The sequence below is a fragment of the Alcanivorax sp. 1008 genome (assembly GCF_020667895.1).
In the GTDB taxonomy this organism is placed as follows: Bacteria; Pseudomonadota; Gammaproteobacteria; order Pseudomonadales; family Alcanivoracaceae; genus PGZG01.
On record NZ_JAFMPS010000005.1, the window covers coordinates 80,389 to 93,891 of the forward strand.

The 13,503-nt window shown below is 53.3% G+C and carries 16 protein-coding genes; 7 read left to right on the forward strand and 9 right to left on the reverse strand.

The window, feature by feature from the left end; genetic code table 11:
* Nucleotides 1–93 precede the first annotated feature (93 nt).
* Genes J1C54_RS08070 through J1C54_RS08080 form a run of 3 tightly spaced genes read left to right on the forward strand, consistent with a single transcriptional unit; the run spans nucleotide 94 to nucleotide 1,685 of the window.
* Nucleotides 94–558 (forward strand): hypothetical protein, encoded by a 465-nt coding sequence (locus J1C54_RS08070; protein ID WP_229146286.1) that lies wholly within the window; start codon nucleotides 94–96, stop codon nucleotides 556–558.
* Nucleotide 559: 1 nt separating this feature from the next.
* Nucleotides 560–1,054 (forward strand): hypothetical protein, encoded by a 495-nt coding sequence (locus tag J1C54_RS08075; RefSeq protein WP_229146287.1) that lies wholly within the window; start codon nucleotides 560–562, stop codon nucleotides 1,052–1,054.
* A gap of 10 nt (nucleotides 1,055–1,064) precedes the next feature.
* On the forward strand, nucleotides 1,065–1,685 hold the full coding sequence (locus J1C54_RS08080) for a hypothetical protein (protein ID WP_229146288.1): 621 nt from the start codon (nucleotides 1,065–1,067) through the stop codon (nucleotides 1,683–1,685).
* Between the two features lie 445 nt (nucleotides 1,686–2,130).
* On the opposite strand, the gene J1C54_RS08085 is transcribed toward J1C54_RS08080, so the two are convergent.
* The 4 genes from J1C54_RS08085 to J1C54_RS08100 form a co-directional block, all read right to left on the reverse strand.
* Nucleotides 2,131–2,433 (reverse strand): hypothetical protein, encoded by a 303-nt coding sequence (locus J1C54_RS08085; RefSeq protein ID WP_229146289.1) that lies wholly within the window; start codon nucleotides 2,431–2,433, stop codon nucleotides 2,131–2,133.
* An 88-nt stretch (nucleotides 2,434–2,521) separates the two neighbouring features.
* Nucleotides 2,522–3,217: an N-6 DNA methylase gene (locus tag J1C54_RS08090; protein ID WP_229146290.1), complete on the reverse strand. Its 696-nt coding sequence runs from the start codon at nucleotides 3,215–3,217 to the stop codon at nucleotides 2,522–2,524.
* 259 nt (nucleotides 3,218–3,476) lie between these two features.
* Nucleotides 3,477–3,830, reverse strand: a complete 354-nt coding sequence (locus J1C54_RS08095) for a hypothetical protein (RefSeq protein ID WP_229146291.1) — start codon at nucleotides 3,828–3,830, stop codon at nucleotides 3,477–3,479.
* A 60-nt stretch (nucleotides 3,831–3,890) separates the two neighbouring features.
* Nucleotides 3,891–4,997 (reverse strand): tyrosine-type recombinase/integrase, encoded by a 1,107-nt coding sequence (locus J1C54_RS08100; protein ID WP_229146292.1) that lies wholly within the window; start codon nucleotides 4,995–4,997, stop codon nucleotides 3,891–3,893.
* Between the two features lie 217 nt (nucleotides 4,998–5,214).
* On the opposite strand from J1C54_RS08100, the gene J1C54_RS08105 reads away from it, so the two are divergent.
* Nucleotides 5,215–6,084: a DNA-binding protein gene (locus tag J1C54_RS08105; RefSeq protein ID WP_229146293.1), complete on the forward strand. Its 870-nt coding sequence runs from the start codon at nucleotides 5,215–5,217 to the stop codon at nucleotides 6,082–6,084.
* 30 nt (nucleotides 6,085–6,114) lie between these two features.
* Here the strand turns inward: J1C54_RS08105 and J1C54_RS08110 are convergent, their stop codons facing one another.
* The 5 genes from J1C54_RS08110 to J1C54_RS08130 all read right to left on the reverse strand — a co-directional run bounded on the left by J1C54_RS08110 (nucleotide 6,115) and on the right by J1C54_RS08130 (nucleotide 10,646).
* The gene (locus J1C54_RS08110; RefSeq protein WP_229146294.1) at nucleotides 6,115–6,567 is read right to left on the reverse strand and encodes a hypothetical protein; all 453 of its coding nucleotides are present in this window, start codon (nucleotides 6,565–6,567) and stop codon (nucleotides 6,115–6,117) included.
* 313 nt (nucleotides 6,568–6,880) lie between these two features.
* On the reverse strand, nucleotides 6,881–8,983 hold the full coding sequence (locus tag J1C54_RS08115; RefSeq protein ID WP_229146295.1) for a PHP domain-containing protein: 2,103 nt from the start codon (nucleotides 8,981–8,983) through the stop codon (nucleotides 6,881–6,883).
* A gap of 74 nt (nucleotides 8,984–9,057) precedes the next feature.
* Complete coding sequence (locus J1C54_RS08120; protein ID WP_229146296.1) at nucleotides 9,058–9,279, reverse strand: hypothetical protein; 222 nt, start codon at nucleotides 9,277–9,279, stop codon at nucleotides 9,058–9,060.
* 105 nt (nucleotides 9,280–9,384) lie between these two features.
* Nucleotides 9,385–10,140 (reverse strand): hypothetical protein, encoded by a 756-nt coding sequence (locus J1C54_RS08125; RefSeq protein ID WP_229146297.1) that lies wholly within the window; start codon nucleotides 10,138–10,140, stop codon nucleotides 9,385–9,387.
* The gene (locus tag J1C54_RS08130) at nucleotides 10,137–10,646 is read right to left on the reverse strand and encodes a hypothetical protein (protein ID WP_229146298.1); all 510 of its coding nucleotides are present in this window, start codon (nucleotides 10,644–10,646) and stop codon (nucleotides 10,137–10,139) included. The genes J1C54_RS08125 and J1C54_RS08130 overlap by 4 nt, the downstream gene beginning before the upstream one ends.
* A gap of 177 nt (nucleotides 10,647–10,823) precedes the next feature.
* Here J1C54_RS08130 and J1C54_RS08135 point away from each other — a divergent pair, with 177 nt between their 5' ends.
* The 3 genes from J1C54_RS08135 to J1C54_RS08145 are packed head-to-tail and all read left to right on the forward strand — an operon-like array spanning nucleotide 10,824 to nucleotide 13,499.
* Nucleotides 10,824–11,864 (forward strand): hypothetical protein, encoded by a 1,041-nt coding sequence (locus J1C54_RS08135; protein WP_229146299.1) that lies wholly within the window; start codon nucleotides 10,824–10,826, stop codon nucleotides 11,862–11,864.
* A gap of 45 nt (nucleotides 11,865–11,909) precedes the next feature.
* Nucleotides 11,910–12,896: a DNA-binding protein gene (locus J1C54_RS08140; RefSeq protein ID WP_229146300.1), complete on the forward strand. Its 987-nt coding sequence runs from the start codon at nucleotides 11,910–11,912 to the stop codon at nucleotides 12,894–12,896.
* 45 nt (nucleotides 12,897–12,941) lie between these two features.
* The gene (locus J1C54_RS08145; protein ID WP_229146301.1) at nucleotides 12,942–13,499 is read left to right on the forward strand and encodes an exonuclease domain-containing protein; all 558 of its coding nucleotides are present in this window, start codon (nucleotides 12,942–12,944) and stop codon (nucleotides 13,497–13,499) included.
* The last annotated feature ends 4 nt before the right edge of the window (nucleotides 13,500–13,503 follow it).

Consider the following 13,503-nt stretch of genomic DNA (forward strand, 5'->3'; position numbering starts at 1 on the left):
ATACTATCTACTTACCCCCACCTTTGACACAGCATCTAGTTCCCGTATATTGTACTTCATATAAGGGTTTAAGCCCGCCGTTAGAGAATTGCTATGATCACGTTCAGCGATGCGCTGGCCTATGCCCGTGCGCTCAAAATCAACCGCCATACCCTCATTACCGAGTTTTCGGCATCCGAAGAAGGCCTGCTTCAGGGTGCCGGGCTGGCCGCAGGCAGCCTAGCTAAAACATCCTTCCCCGTTGCACAGTCATGGAACTTCCATGCCCAGGACGGGGCAATGCTGTGGGAGGGAGCGGACAGCCGGGGCCGCCGCATTGAAGTGCAGCTGCTGCAGTTCAATGGCCCCGCGCCAGAGATCGCAGCTCTCGCTCAAATCTCTGCTGCATCCGCCATATTGGCTGGAGCCAACGGCGATCTGCTGGATGAAGCTCATGATCAATGCCGCCCTATGCCAAAGATCGCTCTTCAGGAGCTTTCTCGAGTTATCGCCAGTGCGAGCAGCGCTGAGGACGCAAACGACCAAGCGCCAGCGCCAGCGCTGGCCCTGGGGGTGTGACATGGGGAAATATACCAAAAAACTATTGGCCGCCCAGGCAGAAGGGATGCTTACCGAGTTCCCGGAGGGCTCCAAAGAGTTTGATATGCTCGCTGAAGAAGGATTTCTGATTCACTGGACATCCAACGAAGATCTCAATGAGGCGGACATCCATACCCATGGTGTTGAGGCAATTTTAGGTGCAACTGAGCTCCGGATCGTACTACCGGTGCGTCCAGAAATGGCCGCAACAATATTCCACATCGTCGTAGACCACGCAAAAAAAACAGGGCCACTTAAGCCTGGGGTACTAAATGGCTTACTCAAAGGCGGAGTGCCGCTGTTGCTTGTGGAAGATGCCGACGAGCATCAAAACCGACTCTTACGTGTGATTATCCCAGATCCAGAGGGCAATATTGATGAAGGCAAAATGGCGCCGGAGTACGCGGCGCAATTTCATAGCCTTCCTGGGCGCGACCACCCCTCTGAACCAGAAAGCGGTCCAATGGTGCATTAAGGTGAGTGCGATGAAACGATTAGGATCGGCAGTTATCAGGCACAAAGATCTCGTCGAGTTCTACCGCCTGGAAGGCCGCGGGGTAACAGATGTGGAAGATGCCCCAATCAAGGTCGCGCGAATGCCTGTCAGCGGCACTAAAGACGACGTCGACATCGCAATGTACAGCGATGAACTTACGGACTCCCCATTGCTGCAACCGGTGTACGATGTTGGCGTATGGCGTAACGGCAACACCATTGCAGCCACTGGCGCTTTAGCCGGACTACCGCCACTAATGGATACTATGGCGCTGAAGGGTGAGCATGGACAACCTGACGCGCTGCTTCGAATCGAGGTCGATAGCCTTGCTGGCCTGGACGGCGAAGATGCTGACATCGCCTTTTTACCACTAGACAATGAAGATGCGTATCGATGGGCGCAGCGGACGCATGTGTGCCCGGAATCAACATCAATGAAACTGGCCGGAATGGCTCTTTACGCGTTTGATATTAGCCGACTTACTAACGACCAGGTAAACGAATTGAGAGTGCGGGCCGGCAGGATTCTGGCTGAAATTGCTAAGAAGAGCCGGGTTCATGACGATGATAACGACTGCGAAGATGACGCTCCGCCTGTCTTTGCCCCATAAATAAAGCCAAAATATTAGCCAGGCGCCGGGCCTGGCTCATCAGGATCGGCGCGCTTCTCCCGCGGCAGAAGAGATTCAGGATACGTCGCTGCCACTGCCAGCAAATCGCTGGTTTCTAACCTTCGGCTAAATCCAGCGAGCTTAAATGACTTGGCCACATATCGAGATGGATCGACCCACTCGGATGGCTTGAGCCATTTATAAAGAGCTTCTGCCGTTGGAAATAACTGGCCACATTGATAGCCCAGGGCAGGGGACAAAGTAACCCCAATAATCAATCGCCGCCCCCTCGGGCCAATGCGTTCTAACAGGTCAATTAGAGGGGACTGGGGTTGCTCTACGTCTGGGAAACGGCCAGTCGCTTGAAAGAGCATCTGTGCCCGCGGGTTGCGCGCCAAAATGCGCATTTGCTCGGAATGCTTGGCGGACATGACCGGCACCCTTGTTATGAATCGGGATTGTCGATCAATTCAAACTGGATGCCCCCGGTAAACCTCGATACGAAATTGTAAATCCACGCGCCAATAATCGTCATGATGTAACCCATGATGAGATATATAATGGGCATGACCACCAGCATAATCCAAAAAGGGGCAGGGTTTACTGGATTGCCGTTTGCATCATGCATAGGAGCATTTAGAAACAGCAAGCTCATAGGCACCAAAAAAACAATTGAGCTGAGAGCCATAACACAGGAAAACGTTAGCGCTGCTTTATGAGCCGAAACTTTAACAATACTCTTGGTCATTTGTGACTCCATTCATAATTAGTAGAGGTATCGCGAAGACCCGACCCAGACCACGCAGTGGAGGGCCCCATTCTACGCCGGCAACACTTTAGCCGAAGGAGGGCGCATCGACTGGGAGAGGAGACAAGGCCGCTCCTGGCGAAGAATCTATCTCCTTGGTTGCATAGACAAATCGCTGCACCGTGGATCTACGCAGCGAGTCGCCGATTCTAATATCGATTTCAGCGAGAGGAATACCACATGAATTTACCCCAGACATCAACTGAACTGCGGCGAGTCTTGCGCAGAGGTGATCGAGATCTATCCCGGTGAGGGAAAGACGCTCTAGCGCGAGAGGCCGTGAGTTAAAAACGAGTCGTGCAGCACCTAAAAGCAGCCCGCCCGCTCCAACCGCGGGGTCGAGGACGCGGACAGGCCCTTTTGAAATATCGCCAGATGAAATGGCAGCCATGAGATCGCTCAAGTTTATCATGGCCATGACGTCACACACATGAGAGGGGGTAAAGAATTGCCCCATCTGTGATTTATACCCTCTACTGGCGAGCTCTTCATACAAAGGCCCGAGAATATCGCTAAAGGGCTCAGACTGCCGGAGCGACCGCCCGTAGACAGCATCCAGCTCTTGGCAAAAGGCCAGAACAGCTGGAGGCTGGTTGGGGTCAGGCCTTGCTCCGATATTTGAAAGGCTAAAGTCACAGTATTCCCGCAGCGGATTGCTTTGGAATTGCCGAGTAGCCTTTAGGCAAATATCTGCCATGACATTGAGGTAGGGAACTTTCTTCATTCCCCTATGATATATATTTTACGGGACGCCAGTCTACTGCGAATGGACTGAAAATGTGAAACGATCGTTCAAGATTAAACCCGATCCGCGGCGGAGCAAGGTGCCCGGATCGCGCTTATACTCATAATCCAATAGCTTCGCCTGTTCTTGTAAGGCATGTTCTTCGCTCCCATCCCATTGTGGCGCCCACGGTGCAACCAGTCGCCGACAGAGTCAATTACGACCCGCCTGGTAAGGCGGGGACCGCCTCAGGCCGGTCTCAGCGCGGAGACGCATCCGCTGGCTCTTGCATGGGAGCGTTGTCGGCGTCGTCGAAGCCATAAACGCTATCCACAACATCGGCGAGGCCGGCAAGGGAGTACGATTCATGGTCATCTCTGCATTCCAGCGCCTCACCCTCAAAGACTACTGAGAGCTCGAAGTCGTCCAGCGACTTAATGGGGATAGCTGAGTGAAACGCATCCAGTGCAGCATCGGCCCAGCGAGTCTTCTCCACGCTGGCGTCGATCACAACATCAGCTCGACCAGGTACGCACTCGGCGTCATACACATGCAGGCGCTCGACAGGAACGACCGGCTTGATAATTACGGAAACCATCACCTTCTGAGACATTGCTATCACCCATAGGAACAATTTACCGTATGATATATCAAATACGTAAATCCTTCCTGCCTATGAAAACTTCAAAGAGCTCACCGCTTCTTTGATTCTCTCATCGGAGCGCTGATCATAAATCTGAGTGGTACTAACATCCGCGTGCCCCATGGCATCCCTAACGAGCCCCAGGTCATTGCCGTTCTCAAGAAGCACAGTCGCGAATGTACGCCTAAGGTCATGCGGGGAGAACGCATCGAGGCCTATGGAGCGCGCCCGCCGGCCAAGTATGTAGTAGACGCCATCACCAGTAAGGGCCTCCAGCCCTAAAAGCCCGTTTTTGTGTATGCGAGGAAACAACGGCGAAGACCTCATATCTCCAATAACAGCGTTGCGGTACGCCGAAAGCCACTCTTGCAGCCTCACTTCACACTCCTTGACCAGGAATACCCGCCGAGTTTTATCACCCTTCCCAATTACGGTCAGGGTAGAAGATCGCGGGTCGTAGCTATCAACCATCAATGAGGAGAGCTCAGCTCTCCGAATCCCACAGCCCAGCAAAACCGCGATCAGTGCCGCATCGCGCCTGCCAATAAGGGATTCGTCAGGATCGGCCGCGATAAACAAGGCCTTGACCTCTGCGGGAGTCAGACGCCGACCTTGCCGCTCAGACCTGGCCTTGGCATATCTGACTCTACGAATTAGCTGATATTGCCCTTGATCAATAATGCCTCTGACCAAGGCTTCGCCGGCAACGGCCTTCAGCGCCGTAAGGTAGGCCCGGATTGTTGCTGCAGAACGCCGCTGCCCAAGCGGTACTTTATCCGGTGACTTGGCTATTTGTGGCCATTCAACGCCACCGGATGGTGCGAGCTGTGAAAAATGCGCAGTGGATGATTTCGGAGTGCGCCGCAAGAACTCAATGACCAGATCTATGTGTGAAGCTCGCAGCTGCGACCACTGGAACTGACTATGGTGAATCGCCGCATCATGGGCCGGGCCACGCATGATCCAGCAGGCAATATTCAGGCATGCCTCCATTTTCCGCCGGCTGGTGAGCGATTTAAGGCCCTGAATATAGGCAACAGATGGCAACTCGTCCCGGTCAGCGGAAACGTAAGAAGTCAATCCAGTCCTGCGGCCATGAGCCGGCACAGATCCTTGGCGGTCGCTACTGCTGGTCATGTTTCCTCCTTGGGGATTCGCCCGGGGCATCAGGCATACGCCCTCCCCGGCTAAAATACATCATTACTCACGCGAATCTATATTCGCATAAGTAAAACATTAATAGAATGGGGCACCTTTATATACCGTTCATACCGGTATACCGTTGCACCATTCAGGCCGATATGACACCCTTCGCCCACTTAACATGAACGGACTCAAGAACAGGGGATTTGCCATGACAGAACAGCGCGTCACCAGCCAGGACGTCGTCTCAGCTATTCAAGCCCTCGAAAATGAAGGCGTAATCAATCCTGGTCTTCACCGAATCCGCAGCCGGATAGGGAAAGGCAGCACTGGGACCATCGCGAAGCTGCGCGCCATTTACTATGCGGAAAAGAACCGCGCGCCGGCTGGCGGCACCAACCCCATCGCCGAAGCGGTAGAAAGTCTCTGGCTGGAAATGATTAAGGCAATAGAAGAAAGGGAGAAAGTCGCGATCGAGGAATCCCAAAAGCCGCTCCAGGAAGCGCAGGCAGCAGCGGTACGCGCCGAGCTCGAAAAGGAAAAATTACAAACCCACCTTGAGGAAGCGAATAAGAGAATCGAGGAACTACTCCAAAGACAGGTCGAATTAAAGGCCGATCTACACGCTTCTCACGAAGCGGCCAACACTGCAAACATGACCAAAGAACGCGCCACCGCAGAAGCCGCTGCTTTGCGTGAGGCACTTGAGTCGCAGAAGGTAGCTATCACAGAGCTTTCAGCTGAGAGAGAAAAGCTGGCACTGGCAGGTATGGCGGAAAAACTCGAGCTCATCAACAAGGTCGCAGAGCTAAAAAATAGTCTAATGTCTGCTGGCGCTGAGTCCGCCCTACTCAGAAACCGGGCCGAGGCCGCGGAAAAAGCACTGGAGCTCGAGAAGATGGCCTCTGAGCGCCTTGGGACAGAGGTCAAGGTCGCACGGGCAAGACTTGAGGAAACCAAGGACGCGATGGGAAGGATGACTGGCCCTGAAAACGAAGCAGGAGCGCTTTCTTACAGAATTGGACGGACCCAGCGAGCACTGCTGCGAGAACATCATTTAAGAGCAAAGCCCCGTGCGTAACCAGCACTTGCTGACGCATTGTCGTGTTATTCAATTATCAATCGTTGTAACCCTCACTGGCTTAATGGCGGCATCATCAAAACTGTACGAATAAGTCACACTCATACCCTTGACGGCCTTAAATGCCGCTAAATTTATGTCAGAGAAGTTTATCGCTAATTCGCTAATAGCATCTCGCAATAACGTTTCTCCCTCTTGGGTTTGTAAGAACTCAAAATTCTCTTCGAAGGACAATGTATTCTCTGAAGCCATTTCTTTGACGAACACATTGGTGTTCAAGACGTGGCTGTAATTAAGATAGCACCTACCCGAAATATAGATCGCCTGAACCCCTACAAGCACTGTCATGTAGTCAATAGTAATCGGCGTTTGCTGCTGTAGTTCGGCGATCACGGGAGTTAGCTCTTTGCACACGGCTTTTGCATCCATCGCGCGGGCTGAAATTGAGACAGAAAGAAATAGAACAATGCATACGATTTTCATGACTCCCCCTTTAATTCGCATCGTTGCCCGAAATCGTATCACTAACAACAAAAAATAAGAGCACCCAAAACTGCAGTGCTATAAAAAAGATTGCGCCTGCCATAAAGCTACTTTCCTCTACGCCGATATTGTAGCTGACGACTGCAACCAGTATTTCCAAAGCCAATATCGAAAAATTATCCACCGATTACATCATCCACTAGACTAGCGCTCCCTAATTAAAAATCTCACTATTCGGATCAGCCCAGTCGTGACTGTTGGCAACAAAGAGTGACAGCAGAAAATGAACACCGGCCAACACTAAATGGTCACATCAATATCCCAGACTATACTGCGCCGGTGGATCATCTTCTTTCAGCATTTCATCGACAAGCCATCCAGGGAGAAACTCCACCCCTGCGGGATAGATCTCCGCAAGAGAAGCGGTGACAGATGCTGGGTCCTCAATGAACAACCTGGAAACATCGGTAAGGATGGCTGCCAGATAGATGTGGCTGTAATCGAGGCGACGTTCCCGACGGGCGATCGCCTTGTCCAAATGAGACATCCCGGAAATTGAAATTTCGGCCGCCAGCTTTGCAACGCCGTGACCCGAATCGAAGGATAGATCGTGCCGGGGCGAAAGACAGAAAGCCCGCCAAAAATCTGGATCACCGACGCACCTATTAACCGCAGACTCATGGACCGGCTGAGACTCGGCTAACATGCCATCCTGGGCTGTGGAGGACCTAGACCTATTCAGTACCGCCAGCGGCACGCTGGGCGATACTTTAATAGACAGCAATCCTGTCATGCCATCATCTTGCTGCGCCGCCTCTATAACCGGGCGCCCGGCGGCGTCTTCCAAGTAGGAGAGTCCGAGGGTTTTTATGTCCGCCGGTGCCATTACCAAATGGCCCGGCTGAACTCGCTCTCCCCCCACCATTCCATCAAAAGAAACGGCAAGCGACAGGAGTTCATCGATGTCATTTTTCTGCTCGATGAGAGATCGCACACCAGAGGCGGCATTCTGAAGCTGCATCGACAAGGGAACATTCTCATCAATGGTTTCTGCGATCCTATCTATGAGCGCTGATGCCATGCCCGATGCTGTACCCGCTACGCGCAAAGCCGATCTGGCGCCGTACCTCCAGACATCGGATATCGCTGCAACCCGAGATCGTCCGTAGTGAGACCTAATATGATCCCCAATCGAGGCCTCGCTGCCCTTGCCAACAACGAAACGCAGCGAGTCTTTATCGGCCAGGACTGATGCGAAAAGCTGCTGGAGATCTACTCCAACAACCGCCTGGCTTGGCAAGGCAGCCCCGATTCCACATGCCGTCAACAGAGATCCGGCCCCTCCTCCGACTAAAATCCTCCCATGTCCATGCGAGAAGGCCCAAGAAGAAACCCCATGAATAAAGAGAAAGAGCCTCTCGAGGCCGTACCTGCGTATTAGGGAGAGCTCTCTATCTAGCCTCTCCGCCAGCTCACTCGGCTCTGATCCGGATGCCGATACCAAGTCGGCAGTGCACTCTCGCAGTCCTCGCATCGCGATATCCGCCAGCATATCGAATTCATCCACGCCATCCGGCACCATTCGAGGGATGGGCGAAAAGGACATCCTGCTGGCCTTGGAAAGACTGCTGACTGACACCCCCCTCGCAATGGTATCAATCGAGTGGAGACACTCCGGCAAGTCACGAAAAGTCGAAGTAAGCACATGAGGGGCTGCGAGGCGCTGTCCATCTGCTAGATCGCATTGTGCCTGACCTTTGGATGAGTACATCGCCCTGGCGTGGAGCACGCTTAGATCACCGTCCGGCGTAAGCCGTACATCCATGCTGCCTACAAGCGGCACGGATAGGGTTTTCCCAATATCCTGCAGAAGGTCATTGATCTGCCCTTCCTTACTTCTGCCTGTTCGGCACACCTCAAGAAAAAAGTCGTCACCAAACATGAGCTTGAACCGCGTGATGCGCAAAAGAGCTTGATGCGTTTCACCTCGAGTGAGCTCATCAACAGAAACACCGTCAACGCCCCCGCTTAGGACAAACCAGCCACCGGTATAGTGCTCTCGTAGAAGGTGTTCAGGAGTGATTAGCAAGCCAGCCGACGTACGGCGCTGGCGACGATGAGTGGCGGCCAATAGTGTTATGAGGCCTTGATAGCCATCATTATCTTTAGCGATGAGGGTGACCCGATAAGGCGCGGGAAGCGATAGATCCAATGGCGATACGAGCAGGTCAACCCCCGGAATCGGCACCAACCCGGCCTGTTTACATTGCGAGAAGAGTTCAGGTATGCCGCGAAGGGAGTTAAGGTCGGTAATGCTTGCGTGGGTAAAACCGAGCCGAGCACATGCCTGGACGTAGTCGCCTACCCGGACTATGCCGTCGCTTACGCTGTATTCCGATCGAGCTCGAACATGCATGATGATAATCCCGTATATAGTAAAATGTACGGGATTGAAGGAAGGATATCAATGGAGCCCGAGCGCCTGCAGTCTCAAGAAAGCTCTGAAAGGCGCCCTCGGAATCGATCTGCCAGGTGAGGTCTTATCGCATCCAGGCCTTGGGTAAAGTCCTGTAAAGAGCAGCATAGCTCGGCATGAGCAAGAACAGCATCTCGAACGTCAGGCTCAAGCTCCGGCAACATACTCTGGATGGCTTCGAGCATTTTATTAGCCGCATCCAGACTGGTTTTAGGCGCACGCGCTTTGGTCAGCATAAAAAAAAGACCCTCTAAAAATATAACAACTCTCTAGTACAATACTCCTAATACTGTCATCTTGCCATCAAAGGAGGCCACATCGTGCACCAAGAGGGTGCGACATCAACTATGATGTCCGAATGTCAGATCAGAACCGTGATTCAGTTCAAGTATTTGGGCGGGAGTCATGACTGATGCTTGCACTCGGAACATCTTCCTAGCCGCCGCCTCTATTTCGTTTCCATAGGTTGCGCCAGACGGCATCACAACGCCATTTAAGTACCTTGAGCCAATAGAGTCGTGAGCTCTAAACTGCATTGCCCTGCTGTCCGCGCCATCCCGAGCTCCGCCAATCACCTTCTCAACTTCAATCTCATAGACATCCGAGTCCGCGACCCCCGGCAATGGTCCTATGTCTATGTCTGCCGCCTTAATAAGCTCTTTTCGAACCAGGAGCTGGGTGAAAATCGCCCTTCCCTCGTCTGCCGCTGCATCCCGGACGACATCAAAAACATAGAAGTCTTCGGAAACCAAGCGGGGGTCTGGAAACCTTGCTGATGGCCGGGTGGCATGGGCGAGCTCATGGATGAGCGCGTGGCACCGCTGCTCAAGCGTCACCTCTCTGTCGGTGTTGATATAGATAGTAACCAATGGCTCAAGGCGCCTATCTGTCCGTGTGTGGCCGGGAGCCTCACTCAGCGGCACGCCTTGATGAGTTGATCGAAAATAATGGGCCTTGAGCTTCGCTTCGGAGCCGCACACAAGATGAACTTTCCGCTGACGCAGCGCCCCCCGCACCATCTGAGAGAAAACCGTGGATCGCGCAAGGACCATGGCGACGTCTTCTCCGAGCTGACGGGAAATCTCCAGCATATTCATGATAAAAGGGCCTCAGGTATGTCAAGGCAGTCCGACATCTCGGAACGTCCAGCCTCCCCGGCCTGAACAAAGTACAGGTGGGAGCAAAGAGCCCCTAGCGACCCGGGCCAAACCCCATAAACAACTGCATCACTTGTTCGAAACTGGAACCTGGGAGCCAGCAAGGGCGCCCTGCTGCCGGCAGGGCGATAAGGAAGCTCCGAAATAGAGGATAGCTTTACAGGTCCGCCCAGAGCCGATTCAACGGCAGAAACCTTGGCGGAGTGTTCGCCAAGCCCTACATAGATCATCTCAATCTTCCCGCCTCTACCGACGTGAACGCAGAGGCCTGCAATGCCCGGCAGGCGATCGATCTCATTCAAATCCCAAATCTGTACGTCTTGCTCACCACCAATCATTACAAAGGCATCAGGCCCGACCTCAGCTGCCCGAAAAAGAACGCCTATCTCCTTGCCCACGCTGGCGATGAATACCTCGAGGAGGCCCTGAAGGCTCGGCTTTATCATCAGATCGCGACTCCTAGTATAGATGGCTGTGGAAGAATATCCGGCTTTGAAGCGCGATAATACCACCAGATCGCTGGCCCAGAATGACCTTCAGCGGCTATGGAAGCACTTAATATAATCCAGTAAGATACCCTATATTCAGGATTTTAACACCTTACCACTCGACAGGATGAGACAATGAGCAGCCACTCCGCCAATCTCGTAGGTTTAACTGGTGGCCCTGTAAGTAAGGTCCAGGCAGTCGCCGTACAACAGGTGGCGCATCGCCATAAAAGCCTGGCAACGCGCGTTGTTCAAAAAGAGCTCGAGCAACGCAAGGTAAACCTGCCGCTGTGGCAGCGATCTCTTGAAGAAAGCAACCGGTCCGCAGACAGGGCCCAAGAGATCTACACAGAGTATCGCGTTGCGCAGGTACTCAAATACATTGAAGCAATCGAATCCGAAAAGACCACCGGCACCCCATCAGGGCCTGACCCACATGGCAGGCACAAGGACTTGGATTCCTTGCGTGCGGAGAATGCAACGCTGCTCAGTGCGCATTTCGAAAACAACAGAACAATTGCCGGCATGAAGGAAAGCCTCCAGGTTCTTTCGAGTCAGGTAGATACCCTCACCAAAAATCGCAAACTGGAGGCTGAGAGGGCTGCCACGCTCGGGAAGGTTGTCAGCAAAGTCGGTCGGCTTACTGCCGCAACGGGGCGGCAGCTCATCTCTATGAAGAAAACCGTTGCAGCGCACGGGAGCCAGATCGATGCCGTCAACAGCTCAATCGCGTCGCACGATAGGTCAATCGGCGCCATCAACGCCGGCCTAAAAAATGCGCAAAGGGCGTTCAGAGAACTTAGAAAGGCACTGACAATCGCACCGCACCAAAAAGGCACTAGCGATCGCGGCAGCGAAAAACGCCCACCAGAAAGGATCGATGGCCATGCGTTGGTATCTGAGCTGGCGCTGTTTGGCACTGTTCTCCCAGTGTCTATTTTCCTCGCATCTATTGTGGTGGGCGCTTTTTTGGGCACGGCACTCATGTACGCGGGTCTAGCCCTTCTCTGCGCGGCTTCTATTCGCTCGACCGTCAAAACAATCACCATCTTGCATGGCGGAGACAAAAGAAGGCTGAGCCCGGCTATGCTTTGGGGTGCATGGGCATCAGTGAGCGCGCACAGTTTGATCGCTCTGTTCCTGGTGCTTTACTTGGGAGCAAAGCTAATCGCGTAGTGTGAAATGGTCTAAGAAAATACTATCTTTTAGAGAGATCGAAATATGAACGATCAGACCAGCAATACAGGAAATTTGGGCTCGCCAGAAACCAATGGCACCGAGAAGAAAATTGTCGCAACACCTGAGTCGGTTTTCGCGGCCTGCGAACAGCTCTACATGGACGCCGAGAACATTACTCGCGACAAAGTTAGCAACATGATCGGTGGCGGCTCGCCAGTTACCGTGATGCGCTATATTAATGAGTGGCGCGAGCACCGAGCAACCGAAAACAAGCGCAATAGATCCGAGTTAGAGTCCGCATTTGCGGACTTCGGGCGGCGCGTGGATTCGCTCATCTCAAAACGGCAGGCGGAGTTTGAGTCGGCTCTACTAAGGAAAATCGGCGCCGGAGACATCCTTTCCAACGAAACTCTACCCTCAACGGCCGAGCGTCCGCCCGCGGCGCAAACAGACACTCTCGTAGCCACCCATGCCGGCGATGATAAGCCCATCGTCGAAAACAATGGCGTCCAAGCTACATCGCCTGATGTCAGCCCCGCCGATGATATGAACGAGAGCAATGCGGAGGAAGGCGCCCCATTTGCCGCCGCAGAACATCACGACGAGCCGCCGCTGGCGGCCAGAGTGGCACCCGCCATTGACTCGGCCCGCCAAATTGACTCATCCGAAGACCAAGGGTTCGGTGACACGCCGGACAGCGGGTTTATCGCAGATTACGAAGATCGCATAACCCCATCGCCTTCCGAGCAAGAAGAAGAGTTTTTCCCGGCAGTTTCTGAAGGGGACTTTGAGCTACGTCCAGAGGACCTCCTGGCGCTAGGCACCGCCGGGAAGGCCGGTGCGGAGGATTTAAGCCTGGAAGACATAGACGCGGCTCTGAACTCAACCCCAGACCGAACCGATGACATTGACTTAGCTGATATCGACAACGCGCTCATCCAAAGTCAGCCGGCGGCTGAGGCGCCCATCGAGAAGCCCAGAGACCAGCATAAAGACAGTTGGCGGAGCTTCGATGCCCCCTTGCTGTAGCAATGGGTCTATATTAACTCTCATATATTGTCTATTATACGGGCAATGAGCATACCACGAGACTTCATTGCTGTAGCATGTGAAACAACCGGCTTGGACATCTGCTCCAGCCGGCTTGTAGAGATCGGCTGTGTCGAGGTGCTGGATGGCAAGATAACCGGCAAGCACCTACATACGATACTTAACCCAGGCCTTTCGCTAGGAGCTGATGTCTCAACGTCAGTCCATGGGTTGTCCTCCTCCACTCTAAGCAAGGCTGATTCCTTCAAGAAGAAGGCGTCTAAATTCGTCGACTTTATAGCTGGACATACCGTCGTCCTGTTTAATTCATCGATCGACCACACCTTTCTCGATGCAGAACTGGCAAGAGCCGGGCAACCGCCCCTATGTTTGGTTGCCCGATCAGTCATTGATGGACAGCTGCTTGCCAAATCAGTTGGCATCCAGACCTTAGCCGGTACAGCCGCGAGGGAAAGCGTGCACGGCGAGGACTCCTTCGCCCTCGAAGTCGCTGAGACGATTGCTAACAAACTAACCGCAGGCATAAAAAATCAGCCTTCAGCATCAATAGGTGCCGACATTCCCGGCAATGGCATAAGATAGCGCG

Excerpts from the sequence above, each read along its gene's own strand:
- J1C54_RS08070 (WP_229146286.1), top strand. The coding sequence starts at position 94 with ATGATCACGTTCAGCGATGCGCTGGCCTATGCCCGTGCGCTCAAAATC.
- J1C54_RS08075 (WP_229146287.1), top strand. The coding sequence starts at position 560 with ATGGGGAAATATACCAAAAAACTATTGGCCGCCCAGGCAGAAGGGATG.
- J1C54_RS08080 (WP_229146288.1), top strand. The coding sequence starts at position 1,065 with ATGAAACGATTAGGATCGGCAGTTATCAGGCACAAAGATCTCGTCGAG.
- J1C54_RS08085 (WP_229146289.1), bottom strand. The coding sequence starts at position 2,433 with ATGACCAAGAGTATTGTTAAAGTTTCGGCTCATAAAGCAGCGCTAACG.
- J1C54_RS08090 (WP_229146290.1), bottom strand. The coding sequence starts at position 3,217 with ATGAAGAAAGTTCCCTACCTCAATGTCATGGCAGATATTTGCCTAAAG.
- J1C54_RS08095 (WP_229146291.1), bottom strand. The coding sequence starts at position 3,830 with ATGTCTCAGAAGGTGATGGTTTCCGTAATTATCAAGCCGGTCGTTCCT.
- J1C54_RS08100 (WP_229146292.1), bottom strand. The coding sequence starts at position 4,997 with ATGACCAGCAGTAGCGACCGCCAAGGATCTGTGCCGGCTCATGGCCGC.
- J1C54_RS08105 (WP_229146293.1), top strand. The coding sequence starts at position 5,215 with ATGACAGAACAGCGCGTCACCAGCCAGGACGTCGTCTCAGCTATTCAA.
- J1C54_RS08110 (WP_229146294.1), bottom strand. The coding sequence starts at position 6,567 with ATGAAAATCGTATGCATTGTTCTATTTCTTTCTGTCTCAATTTCAGCC.
- J1C54_RS08115 (WP_229146295.1), bottom strand. The coding sequence starts at position 8,983 with ATGCATGTTCGAGCTCGATCGGAATACAGCGTAAGCGACGGCATAGTC.
- J1C54_RS08120 (WP_229146296.1), bottom strand. The coding sequence starts at position 9,279 with ATGCTGACCAAAGCGCGTGCGCCTAAAACCAGTCTGGATGCGGCTAAT.
- J1C54_RS08125 (WP_229146297.1), bottom strand. The coding sequence starts at position 10,140 with ATGAATATGCTGGAGATTTCCCGTCAGCTCGGAGAAGACGTCGCCATG.
- J1C54_RS08130 (WP_229146298.1), bottom strand. The coding sequence starts at position 10,646 with ATGATAAAGCCGAGCCTTCAGGGCCTCCTCGAGGTATTCATCGCCAGC.
- J1C54_RS08135 (WP_229146299.1), top strand. The coding sequence starts at position 10,824 with ATGAGCAGCCACTCCGCCAATCTCGTAGGTTTAACTGGTGGCCCTGTA.
- J1C54_RS08140 (WP_229146300.1), top strand. The coding sequence starts at position 11,910 with ATGAACGATCAGACCAGCAATACAGGAAATTTGGGCTCGCCAGAAACC.
- J1C54_RS08145 (WP_229146301.1), top strand. The coding sequence starts at position 12,942 with ATGAGCATACCACGAGACTTCATTGCTGTAGCATGTGAAACAACCGGC.